The organism is Salmonella sp. SSDFZ54, assembly GCF_004010735.1.
Classification (GTDB): Bacteria; Pseudomonadota; Gammaproteobacteria; order Enterobacterales; family Enterobacteriaceae; genus Salmonella; species Salmonella enterica.
The window spans coordinates 2430097-2453135 of record NZ_CP034819.1; the positions used below are offsets into that span (position 1 = coordinate 2430097).

19 protein-coding genes and 3 pseudogenes are annotated in these 23039 nt (G+C 49.3%); 10 read left to right on the plus strand and 12 right to left on the minus strand.

Translation table 11 applies throughout. The features are described 5' to 3' along the window. Positions 1–112: 112 nt before the first annotated feature. Positions 113–1045, minus strand: a complete 933-nt coding sequence (gene melR, locus EOS97_RS12040; RefSeq protein ID WP_000106992.1) for a transcriptional regulator MelR — start codon at positions 1043–1045, stop codon at positions 113–115. Positions 1046–1313: 268 nt separating this feature from the next. Here melR and melA point away from each other — a divergent pair, with 268 nt between their 5' ends. After that, the gene (melA, locus tag EOS97_RS12045) at positions 1314–2669 is read left to right on the plus strand and encodes an alpha-galactosidase (RefSeq protein ID WP_023205020.1); all 1356 of its coding nucleotides are present in this window, start codon (positions 1314–1316) and stop codon (positions 2667–2669) included. Between the two features lie 83 nt (positions 2670–2752). Continuing rightward, positions 2753–4183, plus strand: a complete 1431-nt coding sequence (gene melB / locus EOS97_RS12050; RefSeq protein WP_000028067.1) for a melibiose:sodium transporter MelB — start codon at positions 2753–2755, stop codon at positions 4181–4183. A gap of 97 nt (positions 4184–4280) precedes the next feature. On the opposite strand, the gene fumA is transcribed toward melB, so the two are convergent. The 5 genes from fumA to EOS97_RS12075 form a co-directional block, all read right to left on the minus strand. Continuing rightward, the gene (gene fumA, locus EOS97_RS12055; RefSeq protein WP_000037187.1) at positions 4281–5927 is read right to left on the minus strand and encodes a class I fumarate hydratase FumA; all 1647 of its coding nucleotides are present in this window, start codon (positions 5925–5927) and stop codon (positions 4281–4283) included. A gap of 95 nt (positions 5928–6022) precedes the next feature. Further along, complete coding sequence (dcuB, locus tag EOS97_RS12060; RefSeq protein ID WP_000899149.1) at positions 6023–7363, minus strand: anaerobic C4-dicarboxylate transporter DcuB; 1341 nt, start codon at positions 7361–7363, stop codon at positions 6023–6025. Between the two features lie 146 nt (positions 7364–7509). Then, positions 7510–7776 (minus strand): hypothetical protein, encoded by a 267-nt coding sequence (locus EOS97_RS12065; RefSeq protein ID WP_001519837.1) that lies wholly within the window; start codon positions 7774–7776, stop codon positions 7510–7512. A gap of 316 nt (positions 7777–8092) precedes the next feature. Beyond that, the gene (gene dcuR / locus EOS97_RS12070; RefSeq protein WP_000611307.1) at positions 8093–8812 is read right to left on the minus strand and encodes a two-component system response regulator DcuR; all 720 of its coding nucleotides are present in this window, start codon (positions 8810–8812) and stop codon (positions 8093–8095) included. Continuing rightward, positions 8809–10440 carry a sensor histidine kinase gene (locus EOS97_RS12075; RefSeq protein WP_023165893.1) on the minus strand — a complete coding sequence of 544 codons (1632 nt, stop codon included), beginning with the start codon at positions 10438–10440 and terminating at the stop codon, positions 8809–8811. The genes dcuR and EOS97_RS12075 overlap by 4 nt, the downstream gene beginning before the upstream one ends. Positions 10441–10814: 374 nt before the next feature. Between EOS97_RS12075 and EOS97_RS12080 the strand changes: the two genes are divergently transcribed. The 4 genes from EOS97_RS12080 to EOS97_RS12095 all read left to right on the plus strand — a co-directional run bounded on the left by EOS97_RS12080 (position 10815) and on the right by EOS97_RS12095 (position 15318). Continuing rightward, complete coding sequence (locus EOS97_RS12080) at positions 10815–13244, plus strand: DMSO/selenate family reductase complex A subunit (RefSeq protein ID WP_000403487.1); 2430 nt, start codon at positions 10815–10817, stop codon at positions 13242–13244. Positions 13245–13257: 13 nt separating this feature from the next. After that, positions 13258–13884, plus strand: a complete 627-nt coding sequence (locus EOS97_RS12085; RefSeq protein ID WP_127836153.1) for a DMSO/selenate family reductase complex B subunit — start codon at positions 13258–13260, stop codon at positions 13882–13884. Beyond that, positions 13877–14650 carry a DmsC/YnfH family molybdoenzyme membrane anchor subunit gene (locus EOS97_RS12090; RefSeq protein WP_000544928.1) on the plus strand — a complete coding sequence of 258 codons (774 nt, stop codon included), beginning with the start codon at positions 13877–13879 and terminating at the stop codon, positions 14648–14650. The genes EOS97_RS12085 and EOS97_RS12090 overlap by 8 nt, the downstream gene beginning before the upstream one ends. 74 nt (positions 14651–14724) lie before the next feature. Then, a complete protein-coding gene (locus EOS97_RS12095) occupies positions 14725–15318 on the plus strand; it encodes a molecular chaperone (protein WP_001621697.1) in 594 nt (197 codons plus the stop codon). A gap of 83 nt (positions 15319–15401) precedes the next feature. Here the strand turns inward: EOS97_RS12095 and EOS97_RS12100 are convergent, their stop codons facing one another. Beyond that, complete coding sequence (locus EOS97_RS12100) at positions 15402–16802, minus strand: DUF1996 domain-containing protein (protein WP_000773783.1); 1401 nt, start codon at positions 16800–16802, stop codon at positions 15402–15404. Positions 16803–17105: 303 nt separating this feature from the next. On the opposite strand from EOS97_RS12100, the gene EOS97_RS12105 reads away from it, so the two are divergent. After that, positions 17106–18011, plus strand: a complete 906-nt coding sequence (locus EOS97_RS12105) for an SdiA-regulated domain-containing protein (RefSeq protein WP_001268207.1) — start codon at positions 17106–17108, stop codon at positions 18009–18011. Between the two features lie 294 nt (positions 18012–18305). Here EOS97_RS12105 and EOS97_RS12110 read toward each other — a convergent pair whose 3' ends face one another. Together EOS97_RS12110 and EOS97_RS12115 are read right to left on the minus strand one after the other, a co-directional pair. Continuing rightward, on the minus strand, positions 18306–18575 hold the full coding sequence (locus EOS97_RS12110; RefSeq protein ID WP_071785883.1) for a hypothetical protein: 270 nt from the start codon (positions 18573–18575) through the stop codon (positions 18306–18308). Between the two features lie 7 nt (positions 18576–18582). Beyond that, positions 18583–18785: pseudogene (locus EOS97_RS12115) on the minus strand (hypothetical protein). A gap of 19 nt (positions 18786–18804) precedes the next feature. On the opposite strand from EOS97_RS12115, the gene EOS97_RS26925 reads away from it, so the two are divergent. Next, positions 18805–18987 carry an ATP-binding cassette domain-containing protein gene (locus EOS97_RS26925; RefSeq protein WP_000511355.1) on the plus strand — a complete coding sequence of 61 codons (183 nt, stop codon included), beginning with the start codon at positions 18805–18807 and terminating at the stop codon, positions 18985–18987. Here EOS97_RS26925 and rtsB read toward each other — a convergent pair. The 3 genes and pseudogenes from rtsB to EOS97_RS27200 all read right to left on the minus strand — a co-directional run bounded on the left by rtsB (position 18980) and on the right by EOS97_RS27200 (position 20625). Next, positions 18980–19267 carry a transcriptional regulator RtsB gene (gene rtsB, locus EOS97_RS12125; protein ID WP_001269916.1) on the minus strand — a complete coding sequence of 96 codons (288 nt, stop codon included), beginning with the start codon at positions 19265–19267 and terminating at the stop codon, positions 18980–18982. The two genes, EOS97_RS26925 and rtsB, sit on opposite strands and share 8 nt — an antisense overlap. Then, positions 19264–20139: an AraC family transcriptional regulator gene (locus EOS97_RS12130; RefSeq protein WP_000921669.1), complete on the minus strand. Its 876-nt coding sequence runs from the start codon at positions 20137–20139 to the stop codon at positions 19264–19266. Before EOS97_RS12130 ends, rtsB begins: the two co-directional genes overlap by 4 nt. 263 nt (positions 20140–20402) lie before the next feature. After that, a pseudogene (locus EOS97_RS27200) lies at positions 20403–20625 on the minus strand (hypothetical protein). 116 nt (positions 20626–20741) lie between these two features. Between EOS97_RS27200 and EOS97_RS12140 the strand changes: the two are divergent. Beyond that, positions 20742–21626, plus strand: a pseudogene (locus tag EOS97_RS12140) (IS3 family transposase). A gap of 421 nt (positions 21627–22047) precedes the next feature. Beyond that, the gene (locus tag EOS97_RS12150; protein WP_000662910.1) at positions 22048–22965 is read left to right on the plus strand and encodes a DUF1202 family protein; all 918 of its coding nucleotides are present in this window, start codon (positions 22048–22050) and stop codon (positions 22963–22965) included. Positions 22966–23039 lie beyond the last annotated feature (74 nt).

A 23039-nucleotide genomic window follows, 5' to 3' on the forward strand; every position in this document is an offset into this window, starting at 1 on the left:
GTTATTGATATTATTGTTGAATAAACAATGGGTTAATTATTGATAGCGAGCGATTTCACCCGCCGTTTATCGACAGGTGAATTATTTTTTTGGCTGATAGTGGTATCCGGCTTTAGCCGGGCATCGTCTGGCGTCGTTGCTGACTTAGCTTGCGGTATTGTTGCGGCGACATACCGACAAATTTGCTAAAAGTACTGTAAAAACGGCTGCTGGATCGGAACCCGGCAGTCAGAGCGACATCGAGGATCGTTTTGTCAGTATCGCTCAATAAGGCACGTACGTGATTGATGCGCATCGCCGTGATGTACTGCTTCATCGTCAATTGCATAACCCGCTGGAATATTCCCATCGCGTAATTAGCATTGAGTTTGACATGCTCCGCGACGTCGTTAATGGTGAGCGCCTGATCGTAGTTATCGGCAATAAATCCCAGCATCTGGCTTACGTAAAACTGCGCATGGCGTGAGACGCTATTCTTGTGGGTGCGAGATGTTTTATTGAGCAAAATGGGCTGCCAGCCGGAAAGGCTAAAGCGTTTAAGCATCAGGCCGATTTCATCGATCGCCAACTGGCGAATTTGCTCATTCGGGCTGCTTGTTTCCTGCTGCCAGCGCAACACTTCAAAGGTGCTAAGCTGCTGGGTCGCCAGTGATTTAACCACCATCCCGTGCGTGACATGGTTGATAAGATCGCGATCCAGCGGCCAGGAGAGAAACAGGTGCATCGGCAAACTGAAAATCGCCATCTGGCGGCAGTTGCCGGGGCGGGTAAGCTGGTGTGGCGTACAGGCCCAAAACAGGGTGATATGTCCCTGCTTTATCTGCACGACTTCATTGTTGATTAAATACTCCACATCGCCGTCAAACGGAACATTCACTTCTACTTGCCCATGCCAGTGACTGCTGGCCATTCTGTGCGGCGGCCTCAGTTCAACGTCCAGTCGTTGATATTCGGAATAGAGCGACAGCGGGCTACGGGTTTGCTTTTCATCGCCGTTGCACATGTGCGGGTCGGGCGGGAGGAGGGATATTGCTTGCGTACTCATCGTCACTCCATTTCCTGAATTATCAGAATTATGCCCCTTTAGCCGGGAGGAAACCGGGAATCCGGACACAGAATCCGTCGATATTGTAGAGCGTAGCCTGACTATCAGGCCGAATACTCTGCTTTTTACGCCATTTTGTCCCAAAAACTCAGATCTTCCGCGCGCCAGCATACGATCTGAGTTTTCGGGAATGCTCATCGGGGAAGACGGAGGTTTTCACCGGGAACGCGTGCCACCATGAAGGTGTTCACTACTGTTCTGGAGAGTCATGATGACGGCACCCAAAATTACATTTATCGGCGCAGGTTCTACGATTTTCGTCAAAAATATCCTCGGCGATGTGTTTCACCGCGAGGCGCTAAAATCAGCGCATGTCGCCCTGATGGATATTGACGAAACCCGGCTGGAAGAGTCGCACATTGTGGTACGGAAACTGATGGACTCAGCGGGCGCTTCTGGCCGGATTACCTGCCATACCCACCAGAAAGCGGCGCTACAGGATGCGGATTTCGTGGTGGTCGCCTTTCAGATTGGCGGCTATGAACCCTGCACCGTGACCGATTTTGAGGTTTGTAAGCGTCATGGCCTGGAACAGACGATCGCCGATACGCTGGGGCCGGGCGGCATTATGCGCGCGCTGCGGACTATCCCGCATCTGTGGCGGATTTGCGAAGACATGACGGAAGTCTGTCCGAAAGCCACTATGCTCAATTACGTCAACCCGATGGCGATGAATACCTGGGCGATGTATGCCCGCTATCCGCATATCAAACAGGTCGGCCTGTGCCATTCGGTACAGGGAACGGCGGAAGAACTGGCGCGCGACCTGAATATCGATCCCGCCTCGCTGCGCTACCGCTGCGCCGGCATTAACCACATGGCGTTTTACCTGGAACTGGAGCGCAAAACGGCTGACGGGACTTATGTCGATCTCTATCCTGAATTGCTGGCGGCTTATGATGCCGGACAGGCGCCGAAGCCCAATATTCACGGCAATGAACGCTGCCAGAACATTGTGCGCTATGAGATGTTCAAAAAGTTGGGCTACTTCGTCACCGAGTCATCAGAGCATTTTGCCGAGTACACGCCGTGGTTTATTAAACCGGGACGCGAAGATCTGATTGCGCGCTACAAGGTGCCGCTGGATGAATATCCGAAACGCTGCGTAGAACAACTGGCGAACTGGCATAAAGAGCTGGAGGAGTATAAAACCGCCGAGCGTATCGACATCAAACCGTCCCGCGAGTACGCCAGCACCATTATGAACGCTCTGTGGACCGGCGAGCCGAGCGTGATTTACGGCAATGTGCGTAACGAGGGGCTGATTGATAACCTGCCGCAGGGAAGCTGCGTGGAAGTGGCTTGTCTGGTGGATGCCAACGGCATTCAACCGACGAAGGTGGGGACGATCCCTTCTCATCTGGCGACGATGATGCAGACCAACATCAACGTGCAAACGCTGTTGACCGAAGCCATCCTCACGGAAAACCGCGATCGCGTGTATCACGCGGCGATGATGGACCCTCATACCGCAGCGGTGCTGGGTATCGAAGAAATCTATGCGTTGGTTGACGATCTGATCGCCGCGCATGGCGACTGGCTTCCGGCCTGGTTACGCCGTTAATCTCCAGCCGCGCTGGACGGCAGATCCGGCGTTTAACCTCTACTAACAGAAGGCGGGCGCTGGTAACAGCGACCCGGTACCCTATGAGCATCTCTCTGACAACAAAGCTGAGTTACGGGTTCGGTGCGTTTGGTAAGGATTTCGCCATCGGCATTGTGTATATGTACCTGATGTATTACTACACCGATGTGGTGGGACTCTCGGTCGGCCTCGTCGGCACCCTCTTTCTGGTCGCGCGAATCTGGGATGCGATAAACGATCCCATCATGGGCTGGATTGTCAACGCCACGCGTTCGCGGTGGGGGAAATTTAAGCCGTGGATATTGATCGGCACCTTAACCAATTCGCTGGTGCTTTTCCTGCTGTTCAGCGCCCATCTTTTTGAGGGAACCGCGCAGGTTGTATTTGTCTGCGTAACTTACATCCTGTGGGGCATGACGTATACCATTATGGATATCCCATTTTGGTCGCTGGTGCCGACCATTACGCTTGATAAGCGAGAACGCGAACAACTGGTGCCGTTCCCGCGTTTCTTCGCCAGTCTGGCTGGCTTCGTCACTGCCGGTATAACGCTGCCGTTTGTGAACTACGTTGGCGGGGCGGATCGTGGGTTCGGCTTTCAGATGTTTACGCTGGTGCTGATTGCGTTCTTTATCGCCTCGACTATCGTGACATTACGCAACGTCCATGAGGTGTACTCCTCCGACAACGGTGTAACGGCGGGCTGCCCACATCTGACGTTAAAAACGATCGTTGGATTGATATACAAAAACGATCAGCTCTCTTGCCTGTTGGGAATGGCGCTGGCGTATAACATTGCCTCCAATATTATCAATGGCTTTGCGATCTACTACTTCACCTATGTGATTGGCGATGCCGATCTTTTTCCCTATTACCTTTCTTACGCCGGCGCGGCGAATCTGCTGACGCTGATTGTCTTCCCCCGGCTGGTGAAAATGTTATCGCGGCGGATATTGTGGGCGGGCGCCTCCGTGATGCCCGTTCTGAGTTGCGCAGGGCTCTTCGCGATGGCGTTGGCGGATGTCCATAATGCCGCTTTAATCGTGGCGGCGGGTATTTTCCTGAATATCGGGACCGCGCTCTTTTGGGTGCTTCAGGTGATCATGGTGGCGGATACGGTCGATTATGGGGAATTTAAGCTCAATATTCGCTGCGAGAGTATCGCTTATTCCGTACAGACGATGGTTGTGAAGGGCGGCTCGGCGTTTGCGGCGTTCTTTATCGCTCTGGTGCTGGGGCTGATTGGCTACACGCCGAACGTGGCGCAGTCTGCGCAAACCCTGCAGGGGATGCAGTTTATTATGATTGTCCTGCCGGTACTGTTTTTCATGATGACGTTGGTTCTCTACTTCCGCTACTACCGTTTGAATGGCGACATGCTGCGCAAGATTCAGATCCACCTGCTGGATAAATACCGGAAAACGCCGCCATTCGTCGAACAGCCGGATAGCCCGGCGATTTCTGTGGTAGCGACCAGCGATGTAAAAGCGTGAGCATGTTCTCTCGTGCAGGCCGGATAAGCCGGATAAGCGTAGCGCCATCCGGCAATTAACCGATAACGCGGCCCGGGAGAACGCCGGGCCTGCCAGGTTATTTCGCGCAGTTAGCGCACTGTTTGCTGACAATCTGCTGGAAGAAATCGTTGCCTTTGTCATCCACCAGAATAAAGGCCGGGAAATCTTCTACTTCAATTTTCCAGATAGCTTCCATGCCGAGTTCCGGATACTCGACGCACTCCAGATGCTTAATGCTCTGCTGTGCCAGTACCGCCGCCGGGCCGCCGATACTGCCCAAATAAAAGCCGCCGTGTTTTTTACAGGCATCCGTGACCTGCTGACTACGGTTGCCTTTCGCCAGCATGATCATACTGCCGCCGTGGGATTGCAGTAGATCGACATAAGAGTCCATTCGGCCTGCGGTGGTGGGGCCTAATGAACCAGATGGATAACCTGCCGGGGTTTTTGCCGGACCTGCGTAATAGATGGGATGGTCTTTAATATACTGCGGCAGGTCTTCGCCGGATTCAATACGCTCTTTTAGCTTCGCGTGGGCGATATCGCGACCTACGATAATGGTGCCCGTCAGCGACAGGCGAGTCGAGACCGGGTACTGCGATAGCTGGGCGAGGATCTCTTTCATCGGACGGTTGAGATCGACTTTCACCGCGTCGCCTTCGCCCGCCTGACGCAGCGCTGGCGGAATATACTGGCCCGGATTGTGCTCCAGTTTTTCGATCCAGATGCCTTCGCGGTTGATTTTCGCTTTGATGTTACGGTCGGCCGAGCAGGAGACGCCCATCCCCACCGGACAGGAAGCGCCGTGACGCGGCAGGCGAATTACGCGAATATCGTGGGCGAAATATTTCCCGCCGAACTGGGCGCCGAGGCCAAGTTTATGCGCTTCTTCCAGCAGTTCCTGTTCCAGGTGGAGATCGCGGAATGCCTGGCCGTGCTCGTTACCTTCCGTCGGCAGCGCGTCGTAATAGTGGGTGCTGGCGAGTTTAACGGTTTTCAGCGTGCTTTCCGCCGAGGTGCCGCCAATGACAAAGGCGATATGGTATGGCGGACAGGCTGCGGTGCCCAGCGTGCGCATTTTCTCAACGAGGAAGTTTTTCAGCTTGCCTGGGGTGAGCAGCGCTTTGGTCTCCTGATAGAGATACGTTTTGTTTGCTGAACCGCCGCCTTTCGCCACGCAAAGGAACTTGTACTCGTCGCCATCGACGGCATAGAGATCGATTTGCGCTGGCAGGTTGCTGCCGGTATTGACCTCTTTGTACATATCCAGCGGCGCGTTCTGCGAGTAGCGCAGGTTATCTTCTATATAGGTATTAAACACGCCTTTGGAGAGCGCGGCTTCATCGCCGCCGCCCGTCCAGACGCGTTGGCCTTTTTTACCCATGATAATCGCCGTGCCGGTATCCTGGCAGGTCGGCAGAATGCCTTTGGCGGCGATCTCGGAGTTTCTCAGGAATTGCAACGCCACATATTTGTCGTTTTCGCTGGCTTCGGGGTCATGGAGAATGGCGGCGACTTGCTGCTGGTGTTCAGGACGGAGCATAAAAGACGCATCATGGAAGGCCTGCTGAGCCAGCAACGTTAACGCCTGCGGCTCAACGTTGAGGATAGATTCTCCGTTGAATTCACTGACGCTGACATAATCGGAGGTGAGCAGATAATACTCTGTTTTGTCCTCTCCCATCGGGAAAGGCGCCTGATAGATAAACTCTTTTTTCGACATGTGCTTCCAGCCTAATAGTAAGAAAATGTATTAAGAGCCTCATGGGCCAGACTCTAAGTCGCGCGCCGCGCATAACCGGGCGGCGCGCGCGGCCATTACAGGAATCCGTACATTGCGGCAAAGATCCAGCCAAAGACGCAGGAGACGCTCACGCCAATCAAACCCGGCAGAATGAAGCTGTGGTTAATGACGAAGCGGCCAATACGGGTTGTGCCGGAACGGTCAAACTGAATCGCCGCCAGATCGCTTGGGTAGGTCGGCAGGATATAGTAGCCATAACATGCCGGCGCAGAGGCCACGATATACGCCGGATCGACACCGATAGCCAGCGCGACGGGAACAATCGCCGCCAGCGCCGCTGCCTGGGAGTTAACAAACTTGGAGACCAGAAGCAGAACGATGGCATAGGCCCACGGATACTCTTTGACCATTTCGCCCAGCACGCCCTGAATTTCCGACATATGCGCGCCGAACATGGTTTCCGCCATCCAGGCGATCCCGTATACCGCGACAATCGCAATCATACCGGAACGAAAAACTTCGTTTTTTGAGATAGACGCAGGATTGGTTTTGGTCAGAATGATAATGAGCGCCCCGGTCAGCAGCATGAACATCTGAATGACCAGCACCATCGACAACGGTTTGCCGCCGAAGGTTGGACGTAAGTCGGAGTCCGCGCCCAGGAGAGCGACCACGGCAATCGCCGCCAGGAAGATCCACATCGCCAGCCAGTTGCTTTTCGGCAGTTTTTTATCCAGCAGCGTCGCGGTATCGCCGTACACGTACTGACGGTTTTCCGGTACGGAAATAAATTTCTGAAACGCTTCGTCTTTATCCAGATCTTTACCGCGGAACCAACTAAAAATACCGATTGCCAGGATACCGAGCAGGGTAGACGGGATGGTGATCGACAGCAGATCGAGGAACTCCAGATGTTTTCCGTCAAATGTCACGTTGCCCAGCATCGCTACCAGAGAAACAACGGCGACGGAAACCGGACTGGCGATGATACCCATTTGCGCGCCGATAGAACTGGCCGCCATTGGACGTTCCGGACGGATATTATTCTTGATCGCCACGTCATAGATAATCGGCAAAATGGTGTAGACCACGTGGCCTGTCCCACACAGAATCGTCAGGGTACAGGTGACGAACGGCGCCACAATAGAGACGTATTTGGGGTTGCGACGCAGCAGCTTTTCGGCAATCTGCAGCATCACATCCAGCCCGCCTGATGCCTGCAACGTCGCCGACGCGGCGACTACCGCGATAATGACCAGCATTACGTCAACGGGCGGTTTACCTGGCTGGAGATGGAAAACAAACACCAGAATGACCAAACCGATACCGCCCAACAACCCGAGCGCGATGCCGCCCTTTCGGGCGCCATAAAACAGACATATTAATATTATGAGAAGCTGTATACTAAATAACATTTTTATTTATCCTCGCGATAAACCCAGTCAATTTTGATAAATGGATCACAGTCATCTTCTGATTTGTGTGAATGAGCATCAGGAAATGACGAATATTCAATGCGCCAGTGGCGACGATTAACGATTAAGCTTTTTACAGAGTTGCTTTAAGTAATTATTTTCTTGCGATGGTGATGTTCAGAGGGAAGCACCCTCTGGCGATGGGCAGGTGGAGTCAGCGAGAGCAGTAAATTATGATTTGTCTGTTTTAAAAACAGGCGTTTATTATTTAATTTTTGTGTCTCGCCATCAGGTAAATCACGAGATAAAGCGAACAGAATGTGACTTATGTGATCATTGTCACGCCATTTTTTTAAATTATTAGTATGGCGTGTGGAGACGCGTATCTGCTCACCAATATACGTATTGTCCATAGGCGTAGCACAAGCTCCATTGCTACAAACATAATTTTATTTAAGTGTCAGGAAAATTCCGGACAAATCCCTTTTTTAATAAAAATACACACTCTCGGCATGGGATAATACTTAATTAACTTTTGTTAGCGTTTTGAAATTAAAAACAGCGCAGAGCGCTGTAATAATAGAAAATAACGTTAACAGGCCTGGGTTGAGTATATTTTATCTGACACAATTTCCCAGGTTTGTTATTAATGTGATAGCGTTTTTATTGGCATTGTTATAATAAATGTTACCAGGATATAACGCTTCGCGTCGGCTTTATGCGGTATCCTTACTGACAATATTGTTTCAGTAAAGAGTAATGTTCCGGCTGAACGCGGTAGCGGTAAACCGGCCTGCCGGTCACGCCGTAATGAATACTGGTAAACAAGATATGGCAATTCACCAGCCAGATGAGATATTTACGGCAGGAGACGCGCGAGATATTCACTTCGTTGGCCAACTCGTCGGTAGAAAATTCCTGCTCCTGATGCGCATCAATCCACTGACATAAGGTGCGTAGCGTTTGCTGCGTCAGCCCTTTTGGCAGCCGGCGAGGCTCCTGCTCGCTGGATGAATTACCGTGAATGAGCAGGTCAAGCTCAGACTGTTCGTAATACTGGCGTTTTTCCATCGCCGTTTTCTTACGTAGCCAGCCGGTCAGCGCTTCTTCAAAGCGCGTGGCCTGAAAAGGCTTGATCAGATAATCCACCACGCCGTAGTGAAGCGAATCTTTAATGGTGGCGGCGTCAGCGGCAGAAGAAATGACAATAACGTCACTTTTGCAGCCTGCGCTGTGCAGGACAGGCAGCAGATCCAATCCGTTTTCCTGCTGCATGTAGATATCCAGCAGGATTAGGTCAATGTGATTTTCACTGTTGAAGATAAACTCTTTCGCTTTTTCCAGCGTCGAAGCGGTTCCACAACAATGAAAACCGGAGATTTGCGCGACATAGCGGCGATTTAACTCCGCGACCATCGCATCGTCATCGACAATTAATACATTGATCATAGGCTGGTCCTTTTTCCATCCCAGGGTAACTGTACAAAAAATTGTGTGAAGATCCCAGGCTCGGACTCCACGGAAATTACGCCGCCAAGCGCTTCAACCTGCTGTTTAACCAGCGCTAAACCGACGCCGCGTTCGGCGCCTTTCGACGAGACGCCTTTTTCAAAAATCGCCTCGATGCGCTCAGGTTCGATACCCGGACCGTCATCGCTCACTTCGCAATGCAGCCAGCCATGGCGGTAGTGTAACGAGACGCTGATTTCGCCGCCGGATTCCTGGCTCAACGCTTCCAGCGCGTTTTCAATCAAATTACCCAGCGCCGTAATCAGCACCGTAACCTGATCTTCATTGTTATTATCCGGTAACTGGCTGTCGCTGCTTATCACCAGGCTGTGCCCGAAATCAGAGGCGCGAGTAATCTTACTGAGCAAAAAACCAGCGATAATCGGCGACTTTATTTTACCCAGCAGCAAACCGATCTCTTCCTGATAGTTATTGGCCGTCTTGATAATATACGCTTCAAGCTGCTTATAACTCTTCAGGTGCAATAATCCCAGAATCACATGTAATTTGTTCATGAATTCGTGGGATCGTTCACGGAGCGCATCCGCGTAGTTCACCATCCCGTCCAACCGCTGCATCAGTTGGCGAACTTCTGTTTTATCCCTGAAGGTGGATATCGCGCCGATAATTTCGCCGTTGCTGCGCACCGGAACGGTATTCACCAGCAGCAGGCGGCCTTTGACAATGATCTCTTCATCGCGGCGCGGCGTACCGTCACGCAACACTTCGCTAATGTCCACCACCTGCGACCAGGCATGACTCAGGGTGGATAATCTGGCGTCATCCTGCGTTTTTCGGTAATCGAGCAGCGCCTGCGCCGCATGGTTAATCAACGTGACTTCGCCGCTACCATCCACGGCGATAACGCCCTCTTTGATTGACTGCAGCATCGCCTGGCGTTGTTCAAACAGGGTTGAGATCTCATAGGGTTCGAGGCCAAACAGGATACGTTTTAGCACCTTGACCAGCGCATACGTGCCTAATAACCCCACCAGAGCGCCGAACAGAATGGACCAGATAATACTGCCGCGGCTATTGTTGATCTGCTGCGTAACGTGACTGAGTTCCAGGCCAATCGCTACCACGCCGATCTGCCGGTGGCGTTCATCATAAACCGGTGTGAAAACGCGCAGCGCTTTGGCAAGAAAGCCGCGATTAATGGCAACGTTTTCCTTTCCCTGCAGCGCGAGCAGAATGTCATCGCCTTTGAACGGTTGGCCGATTCGCTGCGTTTCTGGGTGCGAATAACGGATGCCCTGCATGTTGGTCACCACAATAAACAAAAAGCCATTATGCTGGCTCACCGCTTCGGCGAGCGTCTGAATGCCGCTTTCCGCAGGCGGTTTTTTCAGCCCCTCGCGAACTGCCGGAGAGTCCGCCAGCGAGCGAGCCACCGCCAGCGCTTTATCTGCCAGCGCGTCGCGCGTCATGCTGCTGATTTGCGAAAAATAGATCAGATGGACCACAACGAGCACCGAAAACAAAACGGCGCTGACCATCAGAATGACGGTAGTGCCGAGTTTCATGGGGCGTTTGCGTAACGCCCGGCATGGCAGGGAGTGTTTCATAGTGGACCTGAACGGACGAATCGTAAGGTTATTATCCCTGATGAAGCGTCTAATTCAAAGGCATAGGCGATGTTGCTCCAGTGTTGAAAGGCCCGTCTTGCCTTGCAGGGGGCGCTACCTGCTCATGTCGACTGGCAAACGTCATGTCGTTAATTAATATCGCCGGATACCGTGATGGGTAATTTATTTTCATCAGAATTACATAAAATAATTTTTCATTAATTTTTATAATAACGTATGCGGTATCACATTTTATTTTTACTGACGTTCAGAATGCGTTTGATCACAATCAATCAGCACAAATATTTAATCTATTATGATTAGTTTTCATTACATATTATTAATAATTATGGAAGCAATGTGAGAAATAAAAAATGGAAATAAAAAAATGGCTGAACACAACCATAACCCGACGTGATGCTATTGTCGCTACTGCAAAAGTAGGGGCGGCGGTGACGCTAAGCCAGGCGATTACGCTGCCTTTTGCTACCACTGCCCAGGCGCAGGATACCCCGATACCGAAGGATGCCAACGGCGAAACCGTCAGGCACAGCGCCTGTCTGGTCAACTGTGGCAGTCGATGCCCGCTTAAGGTTATCGTGAAAAATGATCGCATTGTGCGTATTGAGCCGGAAGACGCGAAAGATGATGCGGTATTCGGCGAGCATCAGATTCGTCCCTGCCTGCGTGGGCGTTCCAGTCGCTGGCGCGTCTATAGCCCGGATCGCATTAAGTATCCGATGAAAAGAGTGGGAAAACGCGGCGAAGGAAAATTTAAACGTATTTCATGGGATGAGGCTACGGCCTTTATTGCGGCGGAATTAACGCGTGTTAGCGAACAATATGGCCGGGAAGCTATTTATTATAATTATCAATCCGGGGCATATTATCATACGCAGGGATCGCCCGCATGGAAGCGATTGTTAAATCTCACCGGCGGCTATTTAAATTACCATAATACCTACTCGACCGCGCAAATCGCGACGGCAACGCCCTATATGCATGGTACCTATGTCGGTAGCCATTTTACGCAGATCGCGCATTCCGATCTGGTGGTGCTATTTGGCCTGAATCTCTCAGAAACGCGGATGTCCGGCGGCGGTCAGGTTGAAGAGCTGCGCCGGGCGCTGGAAGCCTCAAAAGCCCGGGTCATTATTATCGATCCGCGCTATACCGATTCGGTGATTACCGAACACGCCGAATGGCTACCGATTCGCCCAACCACGGACGCTGCGTTAGTCGCCGGCATAGCGCATACGCTGATTACCGAACAGCTTCTCGACGAGGCGCTGGTAAACCGCTATTGCGTCGGCTATGACCGTAGCACCTTGCCGGACACGGCTGCGCCTAACGCCAGCTATAAAGATTATGTTCTTGGCACGGGCGATGACGGTATCGCGAAAACCCCGGAATGGGCGGCGGATATCACCGGAATTCCGGCAACGCGTATTCGCCAACTGGCGCGCGAAATCGCCTCGGCGCGCGCCTGCTATATTTGCCAGGGCTGGGGGCCGCAGCGTCATGCCAACGGCGAACAAACCGTGCGTGCTATTCAGACGCTGCCAGCGTTAACCGGCCACTTCGGGCGGCCCGGCACCAACAATGGCAACTGGCCTTACGGTACGCCGTATGGCGTGCCATTGTTGCCCGTCGGTAAGAATCCGATCACAACCTCTATTCCTTGCTATCTGTGGACGGATGCCATTCAGCATCCGGAGAAAATGACCGCGACGACAATGGGTGTGAAAGGCGCGGACAGGCTAAAAACCGGGATTAAGCTGTTTTTCAACCAGGCCGGTAATACCTTGCTGAATCAGCACGGCGAAACGAACCGCACCCGACAAATTCTCGCGGATGAATCGCTGTGTGAAACCATTATCGTGATTGAAAACCATATGACGCCCAGCGCGATGTATGCGGATCTGCTGTTGCCGGAGACCAGCTATCTTGAGGCGGAAGACCTGGTGGACAGCTCCTATGCGGCGGGATCGCATAACTATATGATTGCGATTCAGAAAACCGTTAAACCGATGTGGGAAGTGCGCAGCACGTATGACATCTGCGCGGATATCGCCGGGCATCTTGGACTGCGCGAGCAATATACCGAGGGCCGAACTCAGGCGCAGTGGGCGGAGATGCACTATCAGCAGATCCGTGAAAAACGTCCATACCTGCCGGAGTGGAGCGTGGCGAAAGAGGTGGGCGTGATTGACCAGCGTATCGCTACCGAGCAGCAGAGCCTTGCGTTTGCCGATTTCCGCGCCGACGCCGAGGCTAATCCACTCTCCACACCGTCGGGCAAAATTGAAATTTACTCCCAGGCGCTGGCGGATCTGGCGCAAGCGTGGACGTTGCCAGAAGGCGAGCGAATTCCCGCATTGCCGGAATTTTGTCCGGCGAAAGAGTCGCACCTTAACAAAACGCTGACGGCGAAGTATCCGTTGCAGTTAAGCGGCTTCCATACCAAAGGGCATACCCACTCGACCTACAGCAATGTGCTGATGCTGCATGAGGCGGTGCCGGATGAAGTCTGGATTAACCCGATTGACGCCAGCGCCCGCCAATTGAAGTCCGGCGATCGGGTGCATGTATTCAATGACCGCGGCGTGGTGGAGCTTCCCTGTAAAGTGACCCAGCGCATTTTACCCGGCGTGGCGGCGATGCCGCAGGGCGCGTGGACGCGGCTTGACGGCAACGGCGTTGATGTCGGCGGCTGTATCAATACGCTGACCAGCCACCATCCTTCGCCGCTGGCGAAAGGCAATCCGCAGCATACCAATCTGGTTGAAATTAAACGCGCTTAAGGAGTGATGTACGATGAAACAGTATGGCTTTTATGTTGACTCCTCGCGCTGTTCAGGCTGTAAAACCTGCCAGGTAAGCTGCAAGGATAATAAAGATCTGGATGTCGGTCCGAAACTGCGCCGCGTCTATGAATATGGCGGCGGAAGCTGGGTGAAAGAGGGGGAAAGCTGGCATCACGACACCTTTACCTACTACCTCTCTATTGCTTGTAACCATTGCGATGAGCCGGTATGTGTCTCCGGCTGTCCGACCGGGGCGATGCATAAACGCAAAGAAGATGGTCTGGTCGTGGTGGATGACAGCGTATGCGTCGGCTGTCGTTATTGTGAAATGCGCTGCCCCTACGGCGCGCCGCAGTTTGATACGCAGGCGAACGTGATGCGTAAATGCGACGGTTGTCTTGACCGACTGGGGAACAATCTGCGCCCTATTTGTGTGGATTCTTGCCCGGAGCGAGCGCTGGATTTTGGCCCTGTCGATGAATTACGGGCAAAATATGGCACGGAGAATCAAATTGCGCCGCTGCCTTCGGCGTCGTTCACCCATCCTAACCTCATTATTAAACCGCATCCGAAAGCGAGACCCACAGGCGATACGGAAGGCGCAATCATGAACATTCGGGAGGTGCGCCATGCATGAGTTACCGCTGGTCTTTTTTACGGTCTTTACCCAGAGCGCGGTCGGCGCGTTTATTCTGCTGCTGATTGGCGGCGCAATGGGGCTGGTCGCGCCGCGGCGTAAGGCTATTGGTCTGTTCTCGGTGATGTGCCTGTTTGGGCTGGGCGTCATTGTCGGCACCTTCCACGTCGGGCAACCGCTGCGTGCGCTGAATATGCTGCTGCGCGTCGGACATTCGCCGATGAGTAACGAGATTGTCTTGTCGGCGGCTTTTGCGGCGCTCGGCGGGCTGGGGGCGCTCGGTTTGTTGCTGAACCGGGCGACGCCGCTGTGTAACGCGTTGGTCTGGTTGGCGGCGATAGTCGGAGTAGTCTTCTTATACGCCGTTCCGCAGATTTACCAACTGCCGACGGTGGCGACCTGGCGTTCATCTTACACCACGGCAATGATGATATTGACGCCGTTGATTGGCGGCGGCGCGTTGGCGGCATTGTTTGGCGTGCGCCGTCTGGGGCTACTGGTCAGCGTGTTGGCGATTTTGGTGAGCTTTTGTCTGCGCCCGGGCTATATGGCGACGCTGATGAGCGCCGATAGCGCTCTGACCGCCGCGCAACATAGCTGGTTTACCGCCCAGGCGATATTGCTGGCGGCGGGTGTGGTCGGGGTGGTGGTCTGCGCGCGCCTGAAATCGAGCGCTGCGGTGCTGGCCATGACGGCAGGGGTAGTTATCGCGGCGGAGTTGGCGGGTAGGATTGCGTTTTACAATCTGTGGACGCTGCCAATGTAGTTTTTGCCCGGCTTATGCCATGTAAGCCTGATAAGCGTAGCGTCATCAGGCGAAATATTTCAGGAGCTATTGCTATGCTTTCCCGTGCTGTTTTGCCGCGTATCCTCGGCGCACTGTTTTACTACTCCCCTGAGAGGCCGGAGGTGAAAGCGTTGTTCGATTGTTTGCCAACGTTGCCTGAGCTTTACCCCTGGCGCGATCGCGGACATATTGAATCACTGTGTGCGTCATGGTCGCTACCGGATGATGATGCGCTTACATGGCAATTTTCTGTGTTGTTTGAAGGCCAGGGAAAGATGCCCGTCCCGCCCTGGGGATCGGTCTATCTGGAAAAAGATAATTTGCTGATGGGGGAAACCACCGCCGATTATCGAGCTTTTTTACAGTCGCAGGGAATGGTATTCACTGACCGTGAACGCGAGCCGGAAGATCAGTTTGGCCTGATGCTATTGGCCTGTAGCGATCTGCTGGCACGAGGCGACAACGTGGCGGCCAACCGGTTACTGGAGGCGCATCTGCTGCCCTGGGGATTCCGCTATCTGGAATTGCTGCAACGCAATACCGTTAGCGCCTTCTATGCCCGGCTTGCCGTCGTAGCGACCTGTTATCTGCAGGATGTTCAGCAGCAACAGGGACTACAGCCTGAGAATAAACGGTTGTTTTTCTGAGGTATTGGTCGGGTTTTGATGGCGTGCCGTAATACTTGTGCCGCCATCGTGCCCGCTGTTGCGTCAGCGGGCACAGTTTACTATTACAGCTCCGGCGTCTTTTTGAAACCGGTCAGCATCAGCACCAGGCTCTGTTTTGAGTCCGCTGGCATGAAATCGTAGTGATTTCCCTGACGGTCGCCGCCGATATACCAGGATATTTCCGTTTTCCCTTCCGCCAGCGCTTTGCGCACCGCTTTATCGACATCAACCATGCGATACTCATGTGAATGGTCCAGATATAACACGGCATCGGAACGGTAGTTGATCGCCGGTTTATTGTTCCAGGACACGGTACTGACGTGCCAGTCACTGCTGGTCGGGTAAAAGAAAATTTGATCGGCGCCGTTCGCTTCCGTTTTGCCGCCAAAAAGGCGAATACGGTATTTGAATAGCGAAGCGTCCATATTGGCAGGCAGGGGCGGGATCTTAAATTTCACCAGCGTGAGCGTTTCCGGGTGCTGCGTGCGTCCGCCATTTGTCCAGTCATCCTGTACGTACAAGGTATCGACGCTGGCATGAGGCTTGTCGTCTTCGCTGCTTACCCAGGTATTTTCTTCCGCTTTACTGTAGGCGTAAGGAACCGTAGTGCCGCAATCCAGTCCCTGATTCATACACAGATCCGTCATAAACTGCGCGCCATCTTCCGTCCAGCCATTCATAAAATCGGCATGGGCGGTATAAAGACTTCCCCAGCGCTCTTCCCGGGTTTCGCCATGCATTACCGGGTCCATCGACAATTCCACTTTAGACGTATCCAGCGAGGAGATCTGCGGGAGTACCCAGGCGATGTTCATATTAACCGTCGGGATTTTTACCGGATAGTCTGCGGAACATTTCCCGTGGTCGGCATAGATAGCGTTATTGTGACTATGGGTCGGTTTCAGGTTGACGCCATCCCAACAGTTGGGGAAAGCGATCCCGATATTAAACTGGACGGCATCGCCCGCTTTACGCAGGCCGCATATTTCGCCTACCTTGTTGGTGTAACCTTTGCCGTTGGCACATAAAAAGGTGATTGCGGAACTGGGGCCAGTACCGTGATGATCGCCTGCCAGTAACTCCAGCCCGGCCGGGAATGGATGGAGCGGATATTGCGCTACATTTGTGGATTGATAATAGGTCTTTTGGTAGGCCGGATTTACGATTTCACCATCGGGTAATTTCATGGATGGCGCCCAGTAAGCGGAGCTATCGGCTTTATTATCACAGGTGGTATCGGGTTGCGCGCGCAACGTCTGGTAGGTAGAGACCGCGTCGGTGTGGGTGTTGCCAAAAAAGTCATGCCACATCGCCTGATTCGCTTTACCAAACATCATAATCGCGTCATCGCCCAGCGTGTGGTGATAGCCGCACACGACATGTGCCTGAGGACCGGCATGGGCCGGGAATGCGCCAGCGGCAACGAGCGTAGCCAGGCTGACGGTAATAAGGTTGAGTTTCATTTTTTTGCTGCCCGGTTGAATAGAAGTGGGAGCAGCAATAGCAGATCAGATTGCGGTGTTACATCTCATTAATTATCACTTTTTGTCATTTGCCCTGCATACAGGGGCGAATTTGCAGACGTACTATTTAAATAATTAGCCGAAACTACCCTCCTCTTGATTATGTCAATTTACAAAAAGGGTACGTTAGTGATTAAAATCGGGCTTTTTGTGATAACCCTCACTATTTCATTTTGCCTATGCTAATGGCGCTCGCCATAACCGAATAACGATTCTATCGGACATCGGCTTTATTTTTAAGAAATGCGTTACGACATCAGTCGTGGCGCGATCTGCTATGGATTTTTTATGAGATTACTAAAACGCGTTATTGTGGTTGTACTCTTGGGCGTGATTTTATTTATGGTCAGGGACGATATACGCTATGTTTATCAACTGATCCTCAAATATGGTGATAAACCCTCGGCGCTGGCACTGAGTAGCTATAAAGCGGTTATTCAGCAAAAACCAGTCGCAGGAGTTAAGAGTAACCTTTCAGGTTTGACCTACTCCGCCGAAGACAGGATGCTTTTCGCCGTTATTAATAATCCCCCTGAACTGGTCTGGTTAACGACAGAAGGGCAGCTGGTAGGGCGGATGCCGCTGCAGGGCATCCACGACCCGGAGTCTATTGCATGGAGTGGGGGCAACCAGTTCCAGATAGGCAGTGAGAAAGATGGCGCGGTCTATAAAACACAGGTGGATATTCAGCGCGGCACCATGCAGATAATCTCCATGGTGAAGCTTGAGGGCTATGACAAAGCAAAAAATAAAGGGCTGGAAGGTACGGCATGGGATGCGAAAAATGAGAGATTATATGCCGCAAAAGAAAGAAAACCCATAATGATCAAAGAAGTAGAGATGAGCAAAAATGGTATCACCAGAGCGTTGCCTTCTGCCATCACTGCAAGTGTGAGCGATGTTTCCGGACTTGAATACCATGCCCCAACGGATTCGCTGCTGGTGTTGTCGGACGAGTCAAAAATGATTCTGGAGGTCAGTTCCGAGTGGCGGGTGCGCGATCGATTGTTCCTGACGGCGGAGTGGTCAGGGCTCAGAGACGATATCCCCCAACCAGAAGGGATAGCCATGGATAATGAAAATAATTTGTATATTGTGAGTGAACCAAATCTGTTTTATAAATTTTCGTGTGATATACAGAATGACTAAAATCTATTTTTACTGTCACAGTATGCTAAAACAGAACAAGGTTATTAATACCATGATTTGACGATTGCTTGATTCGTTGATTCATTGTTGGGGATATTTATGTTTTACTTACCTCAGTAACGGATTACTTTGTGGTGTAGCGTAACGGTAATTGTCCTCCTCATATTTGCGGCAGCGTAGTCTGCCGCTTTTTTTTATAAATTAACTCTCCCTGTAATAATTAACAGACAATAAATATTACTCTGTTTTTTTCAGGAGGCCTTCGAAGAGACCTCGCAGGGTGATGTTTAGTTATCAGGCATAATATTCTTCATCAACACTTACCGAATGCCATGTCGCCTCGCTAAGCGAAATCATTTCATCTACGCCGGAACTCTTGTTAACCGGGTTTTCCGTCGGCGATGTGCCTGTAAATGTTTCACTGGCGGTATAGTCCGTATCGTTGACCGTGACCTTCACCTGAATATCCTGATGCGCCTCCACGACTCCCTTAAGGGTGACGGTGTTATCCAGACTGTTAACAGTCGATCCCAACGTTGGTTCGGCGGACGGTTGTGTATCAATAGTCAGCTTAATTGTTGCGTGAGCTTCTGAGGAGCCGATAAAGATTGATGTATTGATGTTAGTGATATTATCGCCTCCGGCGCCGATATCACTATTATCCTCCATGGAACGTACTGGCGGTGTAGAGTCTATCGTCAGCCAGCCGATAGACAGCGAAGAATTACCCATAGCGTTTGCGGAACGAACACTGATTGAACAGCTTTCATTCATTGCTGTTCCCGGAGATTTTATGGGTATTATCGGTACATCAGGTTCAGGTAAATTTTCTTTAATCAAAGCACTATCAAATTCCAGTCATTGCTATACGGGATCAGTTAAATTATACAATGTTGATATCACACCGATCTCTGAAGATGATATCCAGAATTGCCTTGCCTACCACTCTGGCAACATTTTAGAAAAAATTACGTAATATCGACTGATATGTAAAACTCATTCAGCATCAAATGGATTAATTCAACATCAGTAGTAATATCCATTTTTTTATAGGCTGATCTCTTTTGTGTTGAAATCGTTTTTATATTTCGATCTAATAAATTTGAGCAACTTTTAACAGATAATCCTGCTGCCACGTAATAAATAACTTTTTTCTCGCTCAACGTTAGATCGAATTTTTTAGCGAGCAATAGAATCCCATCTCTTATATTAATATGTTTTGCTTTGTTCTTATACTGCATTGTCAGATATCTCAATTAACATATTGATGACGAGAGGAAGATAAAAACGCTAAAAATTCCGATGGTGTAGTTTTGAAGTGTTTTTTAAAAACGCATGTAAAATAAGAAGCACTATCATAACCACACATATAAGCCACTCGGGTAATATTATATTCACTATTGCGTAGAAGTTTTGTCGCTTTATTCATTCGCGCATTAAGGTAAACTTCGCTGAATGAGGTGTTCTCTTGTTTCAATTTCCTTTTTAATGTGGAACAACTCATATAGAGTGAGTCAGAAATATCCTTGAGTGCCCATTTTCGACTTATGTCGCTTATAATAATATTATAAATGTTTTCGGCTAATGTATTTTGCGATAGTTCTCTGAAGAGAGCAAATGCTTCGGGTTCATAGATGAACTCTGAAAGTAGAAATCTTATTAAATATTCCTTTTTATCTTGGGATAGTTTTTGGCTTTTATTTGAAGAGTGTAAGAGGTTGAATACTCTTGCTACGCCTGTTTCTATTGGCGCTAACAGATGTTTTGTCATCGGTTTTGTTAATGGGGCCGAAAAGTCTGCATGTTCATACAGAAAAAAATTATAAGCATTTTTTATTGACGCTGAATCTAATTCAATTAAATTATAATTTAACTGTTCATGAGTCTCTTCCATAGTGATATGAATAGTTTGATCTTTAGCTAAAAATATTAACATTGGCCCTGATGCCGTAATATACTCCCCGGACGATGTCGAAATTGAAATTTTACCCGTGGTGAGCTTGATGAGTACGGACTGCAGTAAATTTAATCCCTGGAGTGATAAGGATTTCCTCTGCCAGTTTTGCGCTGATTGTAAACATTCAATGCTCCCCACCTGGACAGGTGAGGGATTAAATACTTTTAGCATGATAATTTCCTTTTATTAAATGTGCGTGTATATCAAAAATTATTCTGAAAAATATTTCAAAAAAACTAATATATAGCTATATAATTATTTGCGAACTTAAGGTATCAGGTGGCGATCTTTTCATTTTCTATGGAAAATGCTATTTTATATTGCATTTCTACATATTATAGTATCGTTAAAAAACTATGTCGCGTATAAAAAAAAGATGGAAATTTACAAGAATTGGCTCATGTTATTATCAAATTATCTCTTTAAAATTTGAATTAAGTAATAATTGCCTTTAATCTTTTAGAGAATAGCTCTTTAATTTCATGGAGGTAGTTAGCATAAGGTATAAGATCTGATGTTAATTTGTGATAAGGTTTATCCTGGAGGTAAATATTAACGCTCTCGGCCAGGAAAGGCATACAACGCGGTAAATATATACTGCGGCGGATAGACGGTGTAGCGATATCCGGAAGTTTGAGGGGGAGGGGAAGCATTCAATCGTATGGTTGGCTTTATGAAAAACGGTGTAACACGTTATTGAGGATCTTTGATCTTACCCAGCAATAGTGGTCACGTGACTAAGTGAGTAAACTCTCAAGCAAGAGGTGACTCATATGAAAAAACCAGCATCAACCACCAAAAAGCCACGCAAGCAGCACACGCCTGAATTTCGTCAGGAAGCCCTGAAACTGGCTGAACGCATTGGGGTGGCCGCTACCGTCCGCGAGCTTAACCTGTATGAATCACAACTCTATAACTGACGAAGCAAACAGCAAAATCAGCTCTCTTCTTCTGACCGCGAACAGGCGATGCCCGCAGAGATCGCCCATCTAAAACGTCCACTGGCAGAAGGGGATGAGGAACTGGCCATTCTCCAGAAGGCCGCGACATACTTCGCGAAGCGCCTGAAATGAAGTATGTCTTCATCGAAAAACATCAGGCTGAATTCAGTATCAAAGCCATGTGCCGTGTACTTCAGGTTGCCCGTAGTGGCTGGTACGTCTGGCATCAGCGTCGTCATCAGATAAACCAGCGTCAGCAGTTCCGCCTTGTCTGTGATAACGTCGTCCGGGAGGCATTCAGTGACGCAAACAGCGCTATGGTGCGCCACGCCTGACGGATGTATAACATAAAAACCGTGGCGGCCAGCCTGAGATGCGTTACAGATGGTGCAATGGCGGCGTAAACGACTGGGAAAAGTCAGCGTGCATACAGACAGAGGTGGTCAGTACTATTCAATGGATTAGCAGAGCTTACTGAAACGACATAATCTGCGGGGGAGTATGAGCGCCAGAGGCTGTTGTTATGACAATGCCTGTGCAGAAAGCTTCTTTCACACGCTGAAGGTGGAACGTATCCACGGAGAGGACTTTGCCAGCTGGGAAATAATGCGGACAGCAGTGTTTAATGATATCGAGTGTGATTACAATCAATGGCGTCGTCACAGTGCCTGTGGCAGTCTCAGTCCGGAACAATTTGAAAACCAGAACCTTGCTTAGGGTTGTGTCCATATTACGCGGGTAGGATCAGTCCATTTCTGTAGTCTGCCTGTTGTTCTTCATCGTCAGTTGAAGTAACAGCTTTACCTCCGGCTACAGTAAGGATGATTGAAAAAATCATTTTAATGGCTTCAGCCAGCCCATTAAAAAATTACTTTCCAACTATCTGATTTATTAGAGGTATTGTCTTTCATTAAGATAGCGAGTCCTGGTGGTTTAAAAATAAAGACACAGTATTATAATGAAAATAACACATCATTAAATATTGAATTTGCTAACTCGTTGTGTGATGCTGAAATGATTTTATTGCATATTATTAATTTCTGGGATGAATGTTATGAATGGAAAATTTTTGTGTGGTTTATTGGTTTCGCTATTAATTAGCTGATGCGGTGACGATAACACCCCTACAGAGAAAGTCTTGAAAGAACAATTTAGTAATCAATTTCATGGGCGTCTTATCCTTGATTCAATTGATATCAAGGAAACATCGGTTGATGGAAATAAGAGAACATATGCTGCTGATGGCTTACTTTCTACTGGCTACGATCTGTATACGCCAGTTGCCTCGTTAACTGATTATATTGTTGTTCAAAAATCGTGGGATAAAGGCAAAGATATTAAATTCTCAGCAACTTTGAACAGTCTTGGTAATAAAGATACTGGATGGAAAACAATATTTTCTTCATTACAAATGTCAGAAACACCAAAAGGCAATCCAATTCCTAATGTTGAAACTGACGGTAAATATATCATCATGGATGGAGCAGGTTTTGATGATAAAATAAATGCAATTAAAGATGAATATGCCAGGAAGAAATCAAAACTAAACGAATTAAATAATGATATCGCAAAAATTAAAACTAATATATTAGTTATTAATAAAGAAATCGATGAGTATTGGGGGAAAGGGGAAGATGGAAAAACACAAAGCCGTTATTTTGTTCAGCGTGATTTGAATAAAGAGCTGGAACTCTTTAATAAAGAAAATGCTCCTTATTATTTTGAGAAGAAGTACAATACTGAAGTTTTCGACCCAGCAATGAAGGCTCGCCGGGAAAAATTAAAGAATTACAGGTTGAGTGATTTTGATGACATAAGGGCGGAGAAACGTGCTGTATTAGAAAAACATAAAGAAGAATACTCCGTAAAATATAATGAAATTAATGAGAAGATAAAAGCGAAAATGAAGGTGCTCGATGATGGTTTACAAGAGTTGATAGCAAAGAAACGTGGTCTCATACAGCAGCAATCAACCATCTCAGACGAGATTCGCAATCTTGATTATCAATATAAAAATTGGGTAAATTTTATGGAAGAGCTAAATAAAAGAAAATAACTGACTATTATTATGAGTGATAAAAAAGAGACTGAAATCTGGTCTCTTTTTTTGAGCCTGTCAGTAATTCTATA